Origin of the sequence: Vibrio cidicii, assembly GCF_009665415.1 — a bacterium.
GTDB lineage: Bacteria > Pseudomonadota > Gammaproteobacteria > Enterobacterales > Vibrionaceae > Vibrio > Vibrio cidicii.
The window spans coordinates 1,286,021-1,304,445 of the sequence record NZ_CP035921.1; the positions used below are offsets into that span (position 1 = coordinate 1,286,021).

Below are 18,425 nucleotides of genomic sequence, written 5' to 3' on the forward strand. Positions count from 1 at the left end.
GCGCACCTCAGTTTAAAAATTATAAGAATTCGTGCAGCAGCTGGTCAGTTTCAAACAGAGGGAGTCCTACGACAGCGTGATAGCTGCCCTCAATACGGGTAACAAAACGTCCACCCAAACCTTGAATTCCATAACTGCCAGCTTTATCGCATGGTTCACCTGACTGCCAGTATTGTTCGATTTCTTCGTCTGTCAGGGCTTTAAACCACACCTCCGTCGTTACCACGACTGAGCGTTGTTTGTTGGATGTCACGACAGTCACCGCCGTCATCACCTGATGACGACGATTTGAAAGCTGTTTAAGCATGCGCTTCGCATCGTCAAGATGCTGCGGTTTCTCGAGTACTTGATCATCACAGACCACAACAGTATCCGAGCCAATCACCACGCTCTCAGAACTGACCAAAGCAAGCCCTGCGAGCGCCTTTTCCTGCGACAAACGCAGTACGTACTCGGCAGGAGATTCATGCTCTGCTTTGGCTTCTGCGATATTTGGCACCACAATCGAAAAATCATGACCAAGCTGGGACAACAGCTCTTTGCGTCTTGGAGAGCCCGACGCGAGCACCAATTGGCTCATGCTCATTACCTTACATGCCAGTGGCGACGTATCCGTCGCATCAATAAAAACACCCATGGCCAAAGTATACAGTTAATTACCGCAGTCCATAGCGATAATGGATTGAATACCACGTCCTGGATCAAATATTCTCCACAGAATATCAGCACTTCTAGTGTGGCACTCAAGCCCGCCACCAGCATGGCTTGTTGCCAGAGCGCCATATTGCGGATTAGCAAAAAATTCAGTGCAACCAAATAGATGACGATAGACATCATCATGCCGCGTATGCCTAAGGTCGAGCCGATCAGCAGATCCCACAACAGGCCAAGGATCAGCGCGCTGCCGACATTGACGCGGTGCGGCAATGCCAACACCCAGTAGCAGGTCACCAGCAGCAACCACGACGGACGAAACAGATCCAAACTGCCCGGCCAAGGGATGGTTTGCAGCACCAGCGCGACAAAAAAGCTTAGGCCGATCACTATTTGGCTACGTAACACACTATTCGCCATCGCTTACCTCTTGTGTCACTTGCTCACTGTTATTGGCATCCAATACTTTGTGCTGGCGATCTTCATTTGGCCACACCAAAAGCAGATAGCGCAGGCGGTCAAATTCCACCACAGGCTTGGCTTTAATCGCCGCGAACTCACGTCGAGTATCATGCTCGACCGAGGTGACATGCGCCACAGGGTAGCCTTCTGGGTAAACCCCTCCAAGACCCGAAGTCACCAGCAGATCGTCCACCTGAATATCGGTACTGGTTGGGATGTATTCCAACTGGATCTCATCGATTTCACCGTTGCCCGACGCAATCACGCGAATATCGTTGCGGATCACTTGCACTGGAATGGCGTTTTTCGCGTCAGTGAGCAACAAAACACGGCTGTTGTGCGCCGCCACAAACGTGACTTGCCCGACGATGCCTTTTTCGTTGATCACTGGCTGGCCGACATACACACCGTCGATACGACCTTTATCAATCACCACTTGATGACGATAAGGAGAGGTGTCCACCGCCATCACTTCCGTGACCATTTTCTTTTCATCGCGCACAAAAGAGGAGCCGAGCAGCTTACGTAAGCGCAGGTTTTCCTCTTTGTATTGATCAAGCAGCAGTAAGTCGCTGCGCAGACGCAACACTTCACGCCTTAAGTTTTGGTTGCCTTCCAACAGTGACTGCTGGGTATTAAAACGCTCGTACACCCCATCAAACATGGTACGTGGCAAATCCGCCGTGTACTGAATCGGTGCAACTAAGCTATTGAGAAAGTATCGAACACCCGAGAATGCGTCTAAACGGTTGTCTGCAAACATCAAACTGGCGGATGCGATCACTGCAAACAATAGACGCAACTGTAGAGAAGGGCCTCTACCAAAGATTGGCTTCATTGTGTTTTAGAACCTTAGGTTTGTCAGCTTGGGCAAGCCGCGCTTACCCAAGCCGTGACCATTATTCTTCTGAAAACAGATCGCCACCGTGCATGTCGATCATTTCGAGCGCTTTACCACCGCCACGCGCCACACAAGTCAGCGGATCGTCCGCAATCACAACAGGAATGCCCGTTTCTTCGGTTAGCAGTCGGTCAAGATCTTTCAGCAGTGCGCCACCGCCCGTCAAGACCATGCCGTTTTCGGAAATGTCCGAAGCCAGCTCTGGCGGACATTGTTCCAGAGCCACCATCACCGCGGACACAATGCCAGACAGCGGCTCTTGCAGCGCTTCGAGAATTTCATTGGAGTTAAGGCTAAAGCTACGTGGCACACCTTCAGCAAGGTTACGGCCGCGCACTTCGATTTCATGCACTTCATCGCCAGGGTAAGCCGAGCCGATTTCGTGTTTGATTTTTTCTGCCGTCGCTTCACCAATCAAGCTGCCGTAATTACGACGCACGTAATTGATGATCGCTTCATCAAAACGATCGCCACCGATACGAACGGAAGACGAGTAGACCACACCGTTAAGCGAGATTACCGCCACTTCTGTCGTACCACCGCCGATATCGACCACCATAGAACCGGTAGGTTCAGAGACGCGCAAGCCTGCACCGATCGCCGCCGCCATTGGCTCGTCAATCAGGTAGACTTCACGTGCGCCGGCACCCAGCGCCGATTCACGGATCGCGCGGCGTTCAACTTGGGTGGAGCCACAAGGCACACAGACCAAAACACGCGGGCTTGGTTTTAGGATACTGTTGTCGTGCACTTGTTTAATAAAGTGCTGCAGCATTTTTTCAGTAACGTAGAAGTCCGCAATCACGCCATCTTTCATCGGGCGAATCGCAGAAATGTTGCCAGGAGTACGTCCCAACATTTGTTTGGCTGCATGGCCGACCGCAGCCACACTTTTCGCCGAACCAGCACGGTCCTGACGGATTGCAACTACAGACGGTTCGTCAAGAACGATGCCTTGTCCTTTTACGTAAATCAGAGTGTTGGCGGTACCTAAATCGATCGATAGGTCATTGGAAAACATGCCACGAAGTTTCTTAAACATACTCTTCGCTCATCCTGCAAGAAAAATAGAAGATAAAAATTGCCCTAAATGTACCAATGCCTTGCTATCACAGCAAGGCATTGATCCATAAACATGGACTAAAACACGCAATTTCTGACCATACTTTAACGCAGCGTCATCAAACGGCTAAAAAACACCGATTTACCATCAATTCGATTCTCGCCACCAGATGACTCGATTGCTCCCGCTATAAAAGCCAAACTGGGCTAGTCCAACCGCACTCTTCTGCCAACTCAGACTTTGCTGATGATATGTTCTCAACCAAGGTAAACCATGCGTTTCTAAATCCAATAAAGCTTTGATAACACCACGATTGCCCAATCCAGGGGCAGAATAGTCAAGCGCACTCAATCCCTTATCCAGCAGCAATGGGCCATTTGTTTGATTTTCATAAGTCACCACCACGGTCGGTAAGGAGCCAGCTTGGTTTACACTAAAGTTATCGGAGCTAAAACTAGAAGACGTTAAGGCTGGGAGTTGAGTACAACTATCATGGGTATTGGTAACAAACCCAGAAGTCGTGTAATACTCACTCGCAATTTTTTGTTTTAACTGTTTATTTTCAACACCAGCAACATCTTCAACCACTACGCGCCCCCAATAAAGTGGCATGGCTTGGTCGATGTTGTTAAAGGTATAATCTAAACATTCGGTTGAATAAGATGCTCGATAGCAGACACCATCTTCATCTTTTAAATCGGCTTTTTTAATTAAAGCCCCGCTCTCATCTAGTAAATCTTCGGCAAATAAGTGCAAAGAAAAGTCCGTATTAAATGGAATGATAGGATTAACTGGTTTTTGATAGCGTAATTGTTCATTAATTAATATCACCCCACTGGTCGATGGCGATTGACGAATAACCTCTATATCTGAATTAAGTTTCTCAATCAATAAACCATTACTGTTATTAATATACTCCCGCCTCTCCCACGTATTGTTATAACGCCACCAATCTCCAATTAAGTAGTTAAGCGTATCTGAACCGCTACCTGATTTAGGCTGTAAATAAAGCCCCATAGGACTGTTGCCAGCATAACCAAATGGCTGACCAAGATAAGTAAAGGGCTGGGCTCCGGCACTACATGCTGCCTCAAGCGCAACAGTCATGGGGGAGACAGCAAAATAAGCCGGAATAAAGCGGCCGATATTGCCTGTACTGGCGGCGTTAATGGTATAGGCACTACTGCCTAAATAGGTGGCTGGCGGCGTGACGGTAAAATTAAACACCCCCACTTCGCTGACCGACTGCTCAACCGTGTTGGTTCCACCGACAATCGGCACTTGCTGATAACTGGCGGTGCTGAGAGTTCCGGCTTGCCCCGAAGCAGGCGCAACCAAAGTGTGCGTCAGCGCCATATTGCTGTGCTGATAGTTAGGGGTCACTACATCGCCTTCACCGTACGCGGTGACAAGCAAATCAAACCGCTCCCCCGCCGCAGCAAACACGTCGCAACTCGTATTGGCAGTGGTGCACTGCCCATTGTCACTCTGGCTGTTACTTGCACTGATCTGGAGATATTTGGGAAAGCTGACAAACTGATCGCTGCCAACCATCAGCAAACCATCTTCAGCACCGCTGCCTTCATAACGTGCATTAAGCTGCATCTTGCCTGCATCAGGGTAATTTAGCGTAAAACTCGCCTCGCCAGAGGCGTTAAAAGTCATCTCAATTTCGCTGGAGAGCGCTTGGCTTTTGCCAATCTCTTCCGTATTGATGCTGACCGCCGGACTTCCCACCACCGATGAGCTGTCTGGCGCGATATAGCTGCTCCAAAAATTAATCGTCTTATCAACGTTGGCAAATTCAGGCACACATTGCAAAGAGGCATCGCTGGTTTTGACCGCTTTGATAGTCGCTGTTGCCGATGAATTGGCGATGAAATCCGGCACATCAATGACAAAGCCACTCTCTGCAAAGGTGATCGAGCAGTTACTTGCTGACCAACCTCCACCCGTTTGACATAAGGTGGTGGCGAACGGCTTGGTTGTGGGTGATGAGCCACTCACCCCTAAGGTGATACTGCCGGGCTGATTTTTCCGCAGTTCAACCGTGGTCGAGCCGCCGCTGAAGTTGATAACGTTGCCTCCAACCCAACCGCCTCCACCGCTGACCGTAGCAGGGCTGAGTGTCGCCTCCACAGGATCGGTAAACAGCTCGCTACAATCGGCATTATTACAAGCTAGGATGGTGACACTTTCAGCGCTGCAAGTGACGCCTTGCCCAGTATGAATGATGCGGAAATGATCGATCTGCTGATCAATCGGGCGCGAGTCCAGCGCACACACCTGAAAATTATCGATTTCATGGATATTGTTCGAGCCCCCAGTCGAGCCCGTAATCGACAAGAGAAAGTCATCTGGTACCGCCGCCTGATTATACTGACTATCAAGCACATTAAGCGGGCCCACAATCGTCTGCCAATTACCACTGCCTACCTTACGCAGGATTTCGACTTGCGACTGATTACTCACTCGTGAGTCGACCACAATTTTATAGCGGTGGACATCACCACTGTTGTTGTTATCTACCGTTGGGCTTAAGCAGCTACCACTGGTATTGGTGGTACCGTTATTACAGGCCCCCGCCAAATAACGATAACCGGTTTCATCTTCGCCTGAGCCGCGCAAAGCGACTGACTGGCGACGACGACCAGGTTTAGAACCTTGCCCGCCTTCATTGGAAAAGTTGCCATATTCGTCAATGCCGATCCCGAGCCAGCCACCGGCAAACCCCGGTTCATTGGGTTTAAAACCATAACCCAGCGGGCCACCAAAGGAGCCCGCTCGCGGCGTGACTCGCGCATCGGAAAGCACCACCGCGATGCCATCGGCACCAGAACCATCATAAGCAAAGTGATCAAACTCGACTTCAACAAGATTGTCGCGTGCAGGGAAAAGACGCTGGTAACTTGATGACGTTGATTGATTGCCAACCGCTTGGGTAAAGCGCAAACGGCCATTGACCACGCCCGGCTGAAAACTTCCTTTACTGGTCGATGTCACCCAAAGATCGGACAGTGAGCTATCAAAACTATCGCTAAAACATTGCAAAGTGGGACCGCTGCTGCAAGGATGCCGTTGCCGATATAACTGGAGGATTTGTGCATTACTCAGCGCTTGAGAAAAAATTTGCACTTCATCAATAAAACCATCAAATGCACGACCAGCGAAATTTTGGTCTTGGCCTATTTGTAATGGGCGGTTATTGGTCGCCAAAGTATCATTTCGGTTTGACGATCTATCTAATTGCCCATTAATAAATATCGCTTGCCGTTGATTGCTTAGATTTCGATCATAGCGAATTGTAATATGAGACCATTGATTTCGTGGAATAGCCCCATTTGAGGTTAATGAACGAGTGCCAGAAGGAGATCTTTCCCAATACCAATACACTCGCCCTGAACTGTCTAAATGAAATTCATAGTTGCCATCTTTCGAAACGATACTCATCAAGCCAGAGTTGGGATAATCCTTAGGATAGACCCAGGCTGAAACGGTCAACGTCTCCTCGAAATCAAGTAGTGGAGAGTCTGGGATTTCTAAATATTGGTTCGACGATTTATTAAATACCCCATAACCACATGTTCCAAGGTTATTTAATGTCGGCAGTGCTGGCGTGGCAAGCGCGGTAACCGCGCCATTCACCGCGCGACCATGTAAAGCATTGCCGGAATCATCAAGAACCTCATTGGCACCACCATCCCAGACTTGCTCTTCTAAATGATAGCGAGCAACAGCACTTGGTAAGGCACTCGCTCCACATGCATTCGCTGGTACTGAGTTGTAAAGACAAGCACCTTCAACAACGCTACCGCCATTAATGTTCACAATCCCCCAGTTAGGTTGTCCTGCGGTAACATCACCTAATACATATGAACCATTGTTTAATGTCACTTGATTGTTGGTACTAGTAAGGTTTCCGGTGACGGAGGTGTTGTCAATAATAACGTTACCATTCGCACTGACACTACCAACAACATTGGCGTCAGTAATCGCCACACTATTATTTGGGGTTGTGATATTTCCCGATACATCTGATCTAGTAACAACAATATTGCCATTGGCACTTAAACTACCCGTAATCGTCGAGTCGGTCACCGTCAAAGTCTTATTTGGCGTTGTGATATTTCCCGATACATCCGATCTAGTAACAATGATATCGCCATTGGCACTTAAACTACCCGTAATCGTCGAGTCGGTCACCGTCAAAGTGTTATTTGGCGTTGTGATATTTCCCGATACATCCGATCTAGTAACAATGATATCGCCATTGGCGGTTAAACTCCCCGTAATGGTGGAGTCGGTAATCGTCAAAGCGTTATTTGGTGTTTCAATACTTCCACTGACAGACGAGCCATCAACTAAAATATTGCCACTCGCAAATACAGCACCTTGAACATTGGTGTTTTCAAGTGTAATACCATGATTATTGGAACGAACATCGCCACTCACACTTCCGCCTTGAATGGCAATTGCCCCTCCAGTGGTAATTGCGCCTTGTACATCGACATTATCGAACGTGACTGGTGTATCAGCAGCTTGATAGTTGCCAAAAAGTCGATTGTTACTACCTTGCCAAGTTGTCGAGCCAGACGAAGAAAGCAAATCCACTACCGTCGTGACAGAGCCAATCGTATTGCTGCCCGCTAGGCTAAAACCCGCATCCGCTGATAAGATCGCTTGTGAAGTAGCCGTGATGTTATCTCCAGAGGAGAGGGAGACCGAGCCATTAGCGCAGTGATAAGTACGTATGCCACCTGAGACACTTTGCTGCCAATTGTTGCTGCTACACGTGGGTAAATCAGCATTGGTAGCGCCAGAGAAAAGCAGATAATCTCTTGCAACGGAAGAAAAGGAAGCCAGTAAAACCAGCAAAGCAAATGCAACTCTACCCATCATCTCTCACCCCAACTTCAACCACTCGTTGCAACGTCCAATCTCCGGCCTGACATCGCCCTGTGGCGGTCAATTGAAACACATTTCGTCCATCATCCATTGCGCCGACTTCAGCACAGCTCACCTCCGCCTCACAGTTGGTTAAGCCGTCACCACTGAAACTATAGTTCTGCACTGCGTTGAGGTGGCAACTTCCTTGCGTAGTCGATTGATAAAATTGACTGATCTCGATCTCCGCTGCTGAACGTGCCGCCATTTCGGCTCGGGTGCCAAGCACCATAGAAACCAGTTGCTGGCTATTACGTTGCTGGTTGCGGTTAGCTACCGCGGCAACAAAACCGACCACGACGATAATAAAGATCACCAAAACCAGACCGCTGCCACGTTGGCTACGGCGTGTTGTAGATAAGTGCGTCATGATCAAATCTCACCTCTTCACCGCGATCGGCAAAGATCAGTTCTATTTTGATTAAACCGTTGCGCTGCAACTCGGGCTCAGCCACCTGAAAACTGGCTTGGCTGAGGTTTTCCGCCATTAAGACTCCCGTACCGAGCTCGCTTGGCTGTAGAGCCGAGCGATCCAGCCCATAATCTGCGTAACGATAGATTCGGTTGTTCTCATAACAAAAAGCCACCGGGGTGCGATAAAAATAGACGCGCCTTGCAGGCGATTGGCGCTCAAAGCTCGCTGCTTGGGTCAACGTTACATTGACCATAGTACGATCGTTTGGCGAGGTAAAATCGACATCAGTGGCAACCTGCGCGGTTTGCGCTGCGCTTGAAACCGCTTGACGCAACGCTTCACCATCAAGCGGATAGACGACTAACCGCTCATCCGCTGCAAGGCTTTTTTCTATTGGCAAAAGGCGAATCGTCGTGGACGGCGCCAAAGAAGAAGGCAAGCTACTGTAAATGGCACTGTTGGTAATCGGCAAAAACTCAATACAGCCGTTGACAACCAGCACGCTGTTTGGCACCGCTTCACGCAGCTCACGGCTAAGGCGTTCGGTGACAAAACGCCCTTGTTGGATCAGCGCTTCACGCGCGCTGCTATCGACATAAATGCTTAGTCCTTGACGAATCACCGAGCCGAGAAAAAGCCCGACCACCGCCAGCAAGATAATGGAAATCACCATTTCGATCAGGGTAAAACCACGTTGCATCAGTAGTTCCCCCGAATGGCGCTAAACGGATAGCGATTGCCCTGCGGGTCAATAATCACCACTGCAATGCGTTTATAGTGAGTGGCTGTGGCGGCCGCTTGCGCAGAAAAAGAGCCGCCATTGTCCTGCACATAAAACACGCTCACTTCTACCTGATAACGGCGGTATTCATCGGCTCGGTCTTCTCCTAGCACATCCACCACCGAGCCGCTTAGATCATGAAAATCATCCACGTCGTTGTACAGCGTGCGGTCGCTTTCATCATCCGTAGTGTCAGGCCCAAGTAGGGTGGGATCAGTGCACAGCGTGTGACCAGTGGTCGCGACTAACACGCACTCCGGCAAGCCGCCATTGGGGCCCGAGTTGTGATCAAACTTCCGGCCGACGATTTCATCGAGCACCGCGCGACCGAGATCGGCGGCTTTGACCGCTAAGGCTTGTTCAGCGCTCTGCTGCGAGCGCGGATAGAGCGCCGCCGTCAGGCTGGTGATGGCAATAGCAATCAAGGTGATCACGATGATCATTTCCACTAGGGTAAAACCGCCACCTCGTTTAACAGCCATAAATATACCCTTGCGTGTTGATGCAAATTTGCCGCGTTTCGCCGTTTTGTGTGTTGCTTAAAGTGACGGTACAGATAGCACTTTGACACTGCGCGGCACGGCCAAGCGCATCGAAATCGAGGTAACTATTGCCTGCATCATTGCTTAAGCTGAGCGAAACATCGCTATCGGCGGCATTCACCACACTGGCGTCGTTGGCGCCAAATTGGCTGTTATCACAAGCGCCTGTCAGTTGCGAAGGGGAGACTTGCTTGGCTTCGGTGGCGCTGAGTAGCCAGCGATTGCAATAACCGCTTCGTTGCATTGCGCGGCTTTGCACTAAACGCAGCGAGGCAAGCAGTTCACTTTGGGTGGTGATAGTAGAAAAAGAAGCAGGGCCAGAAAAACGGCTGGCAGCGTAAACCGAGATGATGCCGAGCAGCAGAATCACCACAATCAGTTCGACTAAAGTAAAGCCATTGGGTTTACGTGCCATACAGATACGGAGTTAAGATTAAGAAAATAAAGGCCAGCGTTGCTGGCCTGTTATGATTTAGTTAACAACCATCACTTTTCACAACTGTTGATGGTACACTGCTAGAATTAGCCGCCTCAGTATAAGAAACGAAACAATTGGTTGCGACGATTTGAGCAGCTGTCAAAGTGCCTTCGGTTGGAAACGTAGCTAAGTACTGCGCGCCCGCAGCGCCAGAACCAGAAACCGCCGTTTCCCAGTCCTCAGGTAATCCGTTAACCGCTACTTGGATACCTGTCGTTTCTGCAGTTGGGTAACCAAAATGGGTGTTTACACCTCCAGCTGCAGGCGTGGTCGCTGCACCTTTAGAAACCGTTTCCTCACCTTCAATGGCTGATTTACCGTAAACAATACCAGCTGCGCCATCCATTGCCCCTTTCAAACCTTGCAATGCTGACCCGCGTGCGTCGCCCTGAAGATTCAGAAAACGAGGCGCTGCAGTGACTGCTAGGATACCCAAAATAACTATTACCACCACCAATTCGATTAGGGTGAAACCGCCTTGTCTTTTCATAGTGTTCTCTCTCTATGTTCAATCATCAACGCAGGATTACTGCAACGTTACGGTCACACGACCATTTTTCACTTCATATTCAAACTGATGAGCGGTGTTGCCATCCAGTTGAATATAGGTACATTTGGCATCGGTGTTGTTGGCCGACGCCGAATATTTAAAACCGCTGTCGCTGCTGGTACTTGAGCCAGCGATGCCCACTTTCGGTGGGTTTTGCAACAGATTATCCATTAAGTCTACACACATTTGGTCGGTTAGCGCACTCGGGTAGCTTGAGGCATCGCCCGCTAATCCCCACGGGTAGCCATCGCGAAAGCCAGTGTCATTGCCCGAGGCATCTTTACTGCGCGTTAACCAAAAGTCTACTCCGTCGTAATTGACGTTGTTTTGATCCTGACCACCTATCGTGACAGAAGGGCGCGCCAGCGCTTCCCATTGCGCGCGAGCAGAAAGCACGCCGGTGGCAAAACCGCCCGCTACACCTTCCACACTGGCTTTTTTCGCTGCATCGGTGACATCAAGAAAACGCGGTAAAGCGGCTACCGCCAGCAAACCGACCACAACGATCACCACCACCAATTCAACTAAAGAAAAACCACTTTGTTTCTGCTTCTGTTTCATAACAAACCTTCTATTAACTGCTTACTCATTATACCCACTTCTGCAAGAGGATACACAGCAAGGCGTCAAAAAAACTCACTCTGACAAAATATCGGCGCTGATTTTTTGTATTTTATCTTTTTGATAAACCACAATTATCTGCTTAAAACCATAATTAAACTCACATTGATAAGCTTGATTTATCCATCGCTCGCGCACAGATTGCAGTGACGAGTCCAAAATCTTGCCATCCGGATAATGCAATGCCAGCCAACGCTGACAGGCAAACTGCTCCTGCTCATCAACTAAAGGTACCCAACCGTAGCGCGTAAGTGGAACGGCTTGCCCCTCCACCACAATCTGTGCAGGCTTTCCCTGCAAAAGCCATTCCTGCTTATACTGATTGGCCACTTCCAGCATGCGCCGCGCCGCCAGTTCCGTTCCAGCCTTGTACGCTTCCAGCTCAACGGGCTGCCATACGCGAGCAAAAACGGCCACGATACTCGCAACAATCGACATCCACATCACAAACAGCATCAATTGTTTAAACACGGCTAACCCTTAATCGCATCGAGCATTCCCCACATCGGCAGGAAGATGCCCAGCGCCAGCACCAGCACCATCGAGGCGACCACCACCAGCAAAATCGGTTCGATGCGCGCCGTAAGGGTTTTGAGATCGTAATCCACTTCACGATCATAAAAGTCCGCCACTTCGAGCAGCAGCTCATCAATCCGCCCGGTCTCTTCACCGACCGAGATCATCTGGATCACCAGCGGGGTAAAAATGCCGCTGTTAATCGCCGTAGCGGAGATGGCGCTGCCCGCTTCGATCGCCGCTTTCATTTCCAAAATACGCAGTTCGAGAAAGCGGTTACCGATCGCTTCCGCCGACAGTGCCAGCGACTGGTTAAGCGGCACGCCCGCTTTTAGCATCAGCGCAAAGGTACGCGAAAAACGCGACAACTGCGCCCGGTTGACCACGCCGCCGACCACGGGCAATTTCAAGCGCCACTTGTCCCAGCGCTCTCTGCCGTTACTGGTGCCGACCCAAGCGCGAAACGCGAATACTAAGCCGACAATGCCGCCGAGCAGTAGCATCCAGTAGTTAACAAAAAACTCCGACATGCCAATCAAAATGCGCGTTGGTAATGGCAGATCAACCCCAAAGCGGCTAAACATCGAGGCAAACTGCGGGATCACTTTGACGTTGAGCACAAACATCGCCACCAAAATAAAGCTGATTACAAACGTCGGATAACGCATCGCGGTTTTGATCCGTTTGCGCGTTTCCAGATCTTGCTCATAGTAAGTAGCCAGTTGCTGCAACGCTTGATCTAGCCGACCTGTATTCTCACCAACGTTGATCATCGAAACAAACAGCGGGCTAAACACCTTACTGTGCATCTGCATCGCCGCCGACAAACTGCGTCCATTGGTCAGCTCTGTCACCACCTCTTCCAGTGCCGCTTTGAGCTGTTTGTTTTCGCAGTTTTGCACCAGACCGCGCATTGAGCGCAGCAAAGGCACGCCCGCCTTGGTGAGGCTAAAAAGTTGGCGACAAAACAGCACCAAAATTTCCAGTGGAATGGCGGGCGTCAGCAAACCGCGCAAATCAAACTGGCTGCCGCCAGCACTTTTGCCTTGGCGAATCTCAATTGGAATAATACCACGGCTCATCAACTGCTCGGCCGCCGCCTCGGAGGTGACCGCATCAATCTGTCCGCTGGTTTTGTTGCCCTCTAAAGTGCGCCCTTGATACCGAAATGTCGCCATAATTTCCCTTAAAGCAGAATCGCGTCAGCGTGGCCGGAGGTATCCCCTTCGCCCAGCGTCATCACTTCATCAAGGCTGACCACCCCTTGCAGCGCCAGCTCCATCGCTGACGCCAACAACGGTTTGTAGCTTTCGCTGCGTCTCGCCGCTTCGGCAAAACCGACCGCATTATTGGCGCGTAGTGCGTCCATCATGCTGTGATCGAGCTCCAACATTTCAAACACACCTATCCGGCCACGATACCCGGTTAAGTTGCAGTTCTGGCAACCTCGCCCTTTGACAAAGCGCGCTTCGGTCTGATTAGGAAAGCGCTGACTCAGCCACGCTTGGCGTGCCTCATCAACGCTGTCTTCGGTTTTGCAATCGGGACAGATGCGCCGCACCAAACGCTGCGCGACCACCGCACGCACCGCACTGGCGACCAAATAACCCGGCGCGCCCATGTCTATCATGCGTAGCGCGCTATCCACCGCATCATTGGTGTGCAGGGTACTGAGCACTAAGTGGCCCGTCAGGGCGGCGCGCAGGCCAATCTCAACCGTCTCCTGATCACGCATCTCACCAATCAAGATGATGTCTGGATCTTGGCGCAAGAAGGTGCGCAGCACGGTAGAAAAGTCGAGATCGATCTTCGGGTTGATCTGCACTTGGTTCACCCGCGACAGGCGATATTCAACCGGATCTTCGGCGGTAATGATCTTTTTGCCCGGCTGATTGAGCTCGGTAAGCGCGCCATACAAGGTGGTGGTTTTGCCCGAACCTGTTGGCCCGGTCACCAAGATCATGCCGTGCGGGCGTTTTAACTGGCGGCGCAATCTCAGCAGAAGATCCTCCGGTAAACCGGACTCTTCCAACTTGCGCACTCCGCTCGACTGATTGAGCAAACGCATGACCACCGATTCGCCGTATTGCACTGGCATGGTGGAGAGACGCACGTCAACCGACTGCCCTTTGGCGCGAATGTTAAAGCGCCCATCTTGTGGCAGACGCTTTTCTGAAATATCCAGATTGGCCATCAACTTAAGGCGCAGTACCAACGCAGGCGCAATGTTGACTTCGTTGAGTAAGGTTTCATGCAAGATGCCATCGATGCGCTGACGCAAACGCAGTACATTGGCATCCGGCTCGATGTGAATGTCGGACGCAGCGACCTGAATCGCATCTTCAAACATCGAGTTGATCAGCTTCACGACCGTCACTTCATCGCTGTCGTCGTCTTCGAGGCTGTAATCAAAGCTGTCGTTGCCTTGATGCTCGGCCTGCAGCTGTTCGGCGAAGCTGGCGATCTCTTTAGTGCGGCGATAATAGCGGTCAAAGCTTTCCACTAGTTGCCGCTCAGGCGCGATGACAAACTCCAACCCGTACTGACCAAGCTGACCAAGCAGTGCTTCCTGCGCGATCAGATCGGCGGGATCACTCATCGCCACGCGCAAGGTGTCACCTTGCTGACCGATGACTAACGCACGCAGACGGCGAGCATGCACCTCGGGCAGCAGTTGCACCGCATCAATGTCCACCATGGCGCGGCTTAAATCGATCAACGGTAGATTGAGCTGTTGAGAGAGAAACGCTAGCATCTGCTGTTCGGTGAGAAAGCCGAGATCAATAAGCGTATCGCCAAGCTTGCGGCCACTACTGCCTTGCACGCTCAACGCCTGATTGAGTTGGGTTTCGTTGATGATCCCCTCTTCAACCAGCAGATCTCCCAGCCGTTTTCTTAAGCGAACTTTCATTGCACACTCTCCAACTCTTGCAATACTTTGAGGCGCTCTTGAATAAAGCGCTGCGACTGACTGGAAATGCCCATTTTTTGCAGTGCTGTTTGGTAAGAGACTTTGGCATCTTTTAGCTGCATGGCGCGCTCTTGCTGTATTGCCACCCCTAGCCACCAGCGTGCATTGTCGCTGTCTAGCTGGATCAGTTGCTGATAGCTTTCTAGGGCAATCTCATCTTTTTTCAGTTTTTGCGCCAGCGCAGCGCGCATCGCCAAATAGTCTTGGCTCGGTGCAGCGCTTAGTGCCAACAAAGGGCTAAGCGCCGCTTCTTCTTGATCGGCTTTGAGTAACATTTTCGCCAGCGCCAAACGCAGCGTTTCGCCTTCTGGGTTAAGGTTGATGCCGGTTTGCAATAGCTCATACGCTTTGCGGTTATCCCCTTTGCCAAAGTAGAGCGTCGCCAATTTTTGCCGCGTCATTTCATCGTTAGCGGTGTAGCGCAGCGCTTCGTTGTAGGACGACAACGCAGTTTGCAGATCGCCCGCATCGAGCGCTTTTTCCGCGCGGCTGACCGACTTTTCGGCCAGTTGTGCAGGTGTCAGCTCCACTTGCTCAATCACCATAGTGGCGCTCGGGGCTGCGGGGGCGCTTGCGTTGTTGCTCTTTGCTCTCGTCGCTTGCGGCTTTTCTGCCGCCTTCACCGCCATGGCGGCGGGCTTAGTAGTTGTGCTTTTCTCTTGCACAACCTGGCGAGTAGGCAGAGCGCGCTTTTCGTCTGCCTGCTTATGCGCGCTCATGTTTTTTTGTTGTTCTGGCTTTTTCTGCGCAGTGGGAACGGCGGAGAAAGGCTCCGCTGGCGTGAGCAACTCGGCAGACGGCATTTTCAATGTCGGAGAAAGAGTCGCTGCGGCCTGAGTCGGCGCTGCGCTTGGCGCGCTAACGGCCATGTGGGTTATCGGCGCTTCTTGCATCGACGTCGACTGCGTAACAGCCCAGCCTCCCACGGCGAGACTTAAGCTAAACCCGACAACGATCCAGAGAAAAGGCTTGCTGGACGGCAGACGCGGAATCTCCGCCCGTTGCAATTGAGCTGTGGTTTGTTTTTTGCTCGCCAGATCGGCCAGCGCTTGGTTAATTTCGCTCAAGTATGACTCCATCCCCACCAAATCGGGGTCGTAAACATCGGTTTGCAGGCATCAAAGGTGTCCTGCATCGCCAGATAGAGATGACGGTTTGTCACCACCGCACTTTGCTGCTGATAGGCCAGTAATAACGCTTTGTGGCAAAGCTGATTCATCAGCCTCGGGATCCCTTTTGCGCTGCGCCAAAGCGCTTTTTTCTGCTCCAGAGTCAGCAAATCACTCCTGCCACCGGCTTTACTCAGCCGATTATCAAGATACGCCACCCCTTCTGCCACCGTGAGTGGGCGCAAGGTGCAATTGAAGGTGATGCGCTGGCGCAGCTGTCTGAGCTCGTGCTGCGCCATGCGCTCATCCAGCTCTGGCTGACCAAACAGGACGATCTGCAACAGTTTATCTTGCTCGGTTTCCAAATTGCCAAACAGGCGCAGTGTTTCCAGCGCCTCGAGTGGCAGCGCCTGCGCTTCATCAAGCAAGAGCACTGTCGGTTTGTGCTCGCGCTTGGCGGCAATTAACGCCTGCTGAATGCGTGGCACTACATCAATGCTCTCCACTGAGCTTAATCCGAGCTCTCTCGCTACCGCCATTTGCAGCTCGCTGCCAGAAAGCACCGGAGTGGGCAGATAGACCAGTTGCGTGCGCTCGCTTAGCTGCTCAATCAACATGCGGCACAGCATGGTTTTTCCCGTGCCCACTTCACCGGTCACTTTGATCACCCCTTCGCCCATCTCCAGCGCCGCGATCACGGTTTGAATCGCCTCATAGTGAGGTGCCAAGCCTAAAAACAGCTCGGTATTGGGCGTTAACGAAAACGGCGCAAAGTGAAAACCAAAGTGTTGCCAATACATGTTTTTTCCGCAGTTATTCTGGGAACCATTCTTGCAGCAGATCGCGCGAACGCTCTAGCTCTTTCTGCCACGTGTTGACACCAACCACCGTTGGTTTAAGCAAAATCACCAGCTCGGTTTTTTGTGTCAGCTTGTTGGTATTGCGAAACAGATGCCCCAAGGCAGGAATATCGCCTAAGAAGGGCACTTTCGATACTCGATCGATGGTGTTCGATTTCATCAAGCCACCAATCACCACCACATCCCCATCGCGCGCGCGGATCACTGAGTCCGATTCACGAATGGAGCTTTTGGCAAGTGGTAGCGACACATCGGAAAAATTCCCGCCTAATTTGAGATTTTTGACGTCGGTTTCGACTTCGATCACCGCTGGGTGGACATGCAAGAAAACATTGCCGTTATCATCAATTTGCGGCGTAACATCGAGAGAAATGCCGGAGAAGAACGGGGTTAACGTCACTTCCGGCGCGACATTGGCGCTGTCTCCGGAACCCGCGACACTCGACATTGCCGTTACATAATACTCATCGCTGCCGACTTTAATCACCGCTTTCTGATTGTTCGCCGCCGTCACTCTCGGGCTAGATAAAACGTTAAGATCGCCTTGGGTCGACATAAAACTCAGTACTGCTTCAAAACTACCACCAGAAACCACCATGTTGCTTTGACCACCAAGCAGTGAGCCAATTGAGCTTAACCCCGGTAGAGTCTGAGTCAGTATGTTGCCGTTATCATCTTTGGTGATGGCCCCTGAGCCAATTTGATATTGTGTTCCACCCGATGAGGTAAACATTTTTGACCAGTTGATCCCTTGCTGATAGCCATCACTTAGGGTCACTTCCAAAATCTTTGTCTCTAAAATCACTTGGCGCTGCATACGCTGCTGAGAGACGCCCAAAAACTGACGCACTTCGCGAATCTCATCTGGGTAGGCGCGTACGGTGATCACACTCGCTTGTGGCGTCACCACCACACTTTGCCCGTCACCTGAGCCAATCAGGCGGCTGACCGCTTGCTGCAATAAGGGCCAGAAATTACTTTCGGTAACCGTGTCAATACGAGTCCCGCCCCCCGCCGTCGTTGAGCTATCTTTAGAGCTACCCGATGAATTACTACTGGAATCATTGGAACTGCTTGAACTCGATTTCGATGAACTGCTAGAGCCACTGGAACCGCTGGACGTTACTGAGCTGGTGACAATACTGGTCAGCGAGCGGCCAGAGCGTTGAAACTGGATATAATCAACCGGGATCGTCACGGTGCGCAGCCCCGCCGGATAAACTTGGATCACTTTGCCCGTTTTGACCACATCGTAGCCATACATGTCTTGCACTACGGATAAGATGTCATCAAGAGTCACATCACTGACATTCAGAGTAATACGGCCAGCCACATTCGGATGGACAGCAACACTAAATTCAGTTCCTTTGACCAGAGAGGCAAAAAATGCACGCGCTTCGACTTGGTTGGCTTGAATGCGAAAGCGCTTCAGGGTTTTGTCGCTATTATCGAAGTCGTTATTGCCCAGCTCCGGCATCAGATCGTCTTGCACCGACGCGGGCAGCTCATCGAGCGCGCGGCTGTTGCTTTCATTGATTGATTGATTCAAGGTCTGCTT

The 18,425-nt window shown here is 51.0% G+C and carries 17 protein-coding genes and 1 pseudogene; all 18 read right to left on the reverse strand.

The genetic code is table 11. From position 1 onward, the window contains the following. Positions 1–19: 19 nt before the first annotated feature. Positions 20–580, reverse strand: coding sequence for a Maf family protein (locus EWA64_RS06880; RefSeq protein WP_061894880.1), 561 nt, complete (start codon positions 578–580; stop codon positions 20–22). Positions 581–585: 5 nt separating this feature from the next. Continuing rightward, positions 586–1,074 carry a rod shape-determining protein MreD gene (gene mreD / locus EWA64_RS06885; RefSeq protein ID WP_039430580.1) on the reverse strand — a complete coding sequence of 163 codons (489 nt, stop codon included), beginning with the start codon at positions 1,072–1,074 and terminating at the stop codon, positions 586–588. Further along, positions 1,064–1,954 (reverse strand): rod shape-determining protein MreC, encoded by an 891-nt coding sequence (gene mreC / locus EWA64_RS06890; RefSeq protein WP_039430582.1) that lies wholly within the window; start codon positions 1,952–1,954, stop codon positions 1,064–1,066. The genes mreD and mreC overlap by 11 nt, the downstream gene beginning before the upstream one ends. A gap of 61 nt (positions 1,955–2,015) precedes the next feature. Next, complete coding sequence (locus EWA64_RS06895; protein WP_039461330.1) at positions 2,016–3,059, reverse strand: rod shape-determining protein; 1,044 nt, start codon at positions 3,057–3,059, stop codon at positions 2,016–2,018. A 168-nt stretch (positions 3,060–3,227) separates the two neighbouring features. Further along, a complete protein-coding gene (locus EWA64_RS06900; protein ID WP_061894881.1) occupies positions 3,228–7,976 on the reverse strand; it encodes a DUF6701 domain-containing protein in 4,749 nt (1,582 codons plus the stop codon). Further along, positions 7,969–8,394, reverse strand: a complete 426-nt coding sequence (locus EWA64_RS06905) for a hypothetical protein (protein WP_061894882.1) — start codon at positions 8,392–8,394, stop codon at positions 7,969–7,971. The genes EWA64_RS06900 and EWA64_RS06905 overlap by 8 nt, the downstream gene beginning before the upstream one ends. Continuing rightward, positions 8,366–9,139, reverse strand: coding sequence for a PilW family protein (locus EWA64_RS06910; RefSeq protein WP_039440432.1), 774 nt, complete (start codon positions 9,137–9,139; stop codon positions 8,366–8,368). Before EWA64_RS06910 ends, EWA64_RS06905 begins: the two co-directional genes overlap by 29 nt. Continuing rightward, a complete protein-coding gene (locus EWA64_RS06915) occupies positions 9,139–9,702 on the reverse strand; it encodes a type II secretion system protein (RefSeq protein ID WP_061894883.1) in 564 nt (187 codons plus the stop codon). Before EWA64_RS06915 ends, EWA64_RS06910 begins: the two co-directional genes overlap by 1 nt. Continuing rightward, the gene (locus EWA64_RS06920) at positions 9,692–10,177 is read right to left on the reverse strand and encodes a GspH/FimT family pseudopilin (RefSeq protein WP_061894884.1); all 486 of its coding nucleotides are present in this window, start codon (positions 10,175–10,177) and stop codon (positions 9,692–9,694) included. The genes EWA64_RS06915 and EWA64_RS06920 overlap by 11 nt, the downstream gene beginning before the upstream one ends. A 61-nt stretch (positions 10,178–10,238) precedes the next feature. Next, positions 10,239–10,730, reverse strand: a complete 492-nt coding sequence (locus EWA64_RS06925) for a type II secretion system protein (RefSeq protein ID WP_061894885.1) — start codon at positions 10,728–10,730, stop codon at positions 10,239–10,241. Positions 10,731–10,766: 36 nt separating this feature from the next. Next, on the reverse strand, positions 10,767–11,351 hold the full coding sequence (locus EWA64_RS06930) for a prepilin-type N-terminal cleavage/methylation domain-containing protein (protein WP_039430590.1): 585 nt from the start codon (positions 11,349–11,351) through the stop codon (positions 10,767–10,769). 75 nt (positions 11,352–11,426) lie between these two features. Next, the gene (locus tag EWA64_RS06935; RefSeq protein WP_244881497.1) at positions 11,427–11,882 is read right to left on the reverse strand and encodes an MSHA biogenesis protein MshF; all 456 of its coding nucleotides are present in this window, start codon (positions 11,880–11,882) and stop codon (positions 11,427–11,429) included. 2 nt (positions 11,883–11,884) lie between these two features. Continuing rightward, positions 11,885–13,105, reverse strand: a complete 1,221-nt coding sequence (locus tag EWA64_RS06940) for a type II secretion system F family protein (protein ID WP_061894886.1) — start codon at positions 13,103–13,105, stop codon at positions 11,885–11,887. Positions 13,106–13,113: 8 nt separating this feature from the next. Continuing rightward, the gene (mshE, locus tag EWA64_RS06945) at positions 13,114–14,838 is read right to left on the reverse strand and encodes an MSHA fimbrial ATPase MshE (protein ID WP_061894887.1); all 1,725 of its coding nucleotides are present in this window, start codon (positions 14,836–14,838) and stop codon (positions 13,114–13,116) included. After that, positions 14,835–15,965: a tetratricopeptide repeat protein gene (locus tag EWA64_RS06950; RefSeq protein ID WP_061894888.1), complete on the reverse strand. Its 1,131-nt coding sequence runs from the start codon at positions 15,963–15,965 to the stop codon at positions 14,835–14,837. The genes mshE and EWA64_RS06950 overlap by 4 nt, the downstream gene beginning before the upstream one ends. Beyond that, a complete protein-coding gene (locus EWA64_RS06955; RefSeq protein ID WP_061894889.1) occupies positions 15,962–16,807 on the reverse strand; it encodes an ExeA family protein in 846 nt (281 codons plus the stop codon). Before EWA64_RS06955 ends, EWA64_RS06950 begins: the two co-directional genes overlap by 4 nt. A gap of 13 nt (positions 16,808–16,820) precedes the next feature. Then, the gene (gene mshL, locus EWA64_RS21210; RefSeq protein WP_439655062.1) at positions 16,821–17,780 is read right to left on the reverse strand and encodes a pilus (MSHA type) biogenesis protein MshL; all 960 of its coding nucleotides are present in this window, start codon (positions 17,778–17,780) and stop codon (positions 16,821–16,823) included. Positions 17,781–17,819: 39 nt separating this feature from the next. Next, a pseudogene (locus tag EWA64_RS21215) lies at positions 17,820–18,011 on the reverse strand (pilus (MSHA type) biogenesis protein MshL); the annotation flags it as partial. Between the last annotated feature and the right edge of the window lie 414 nt (positions 18,012–18,425).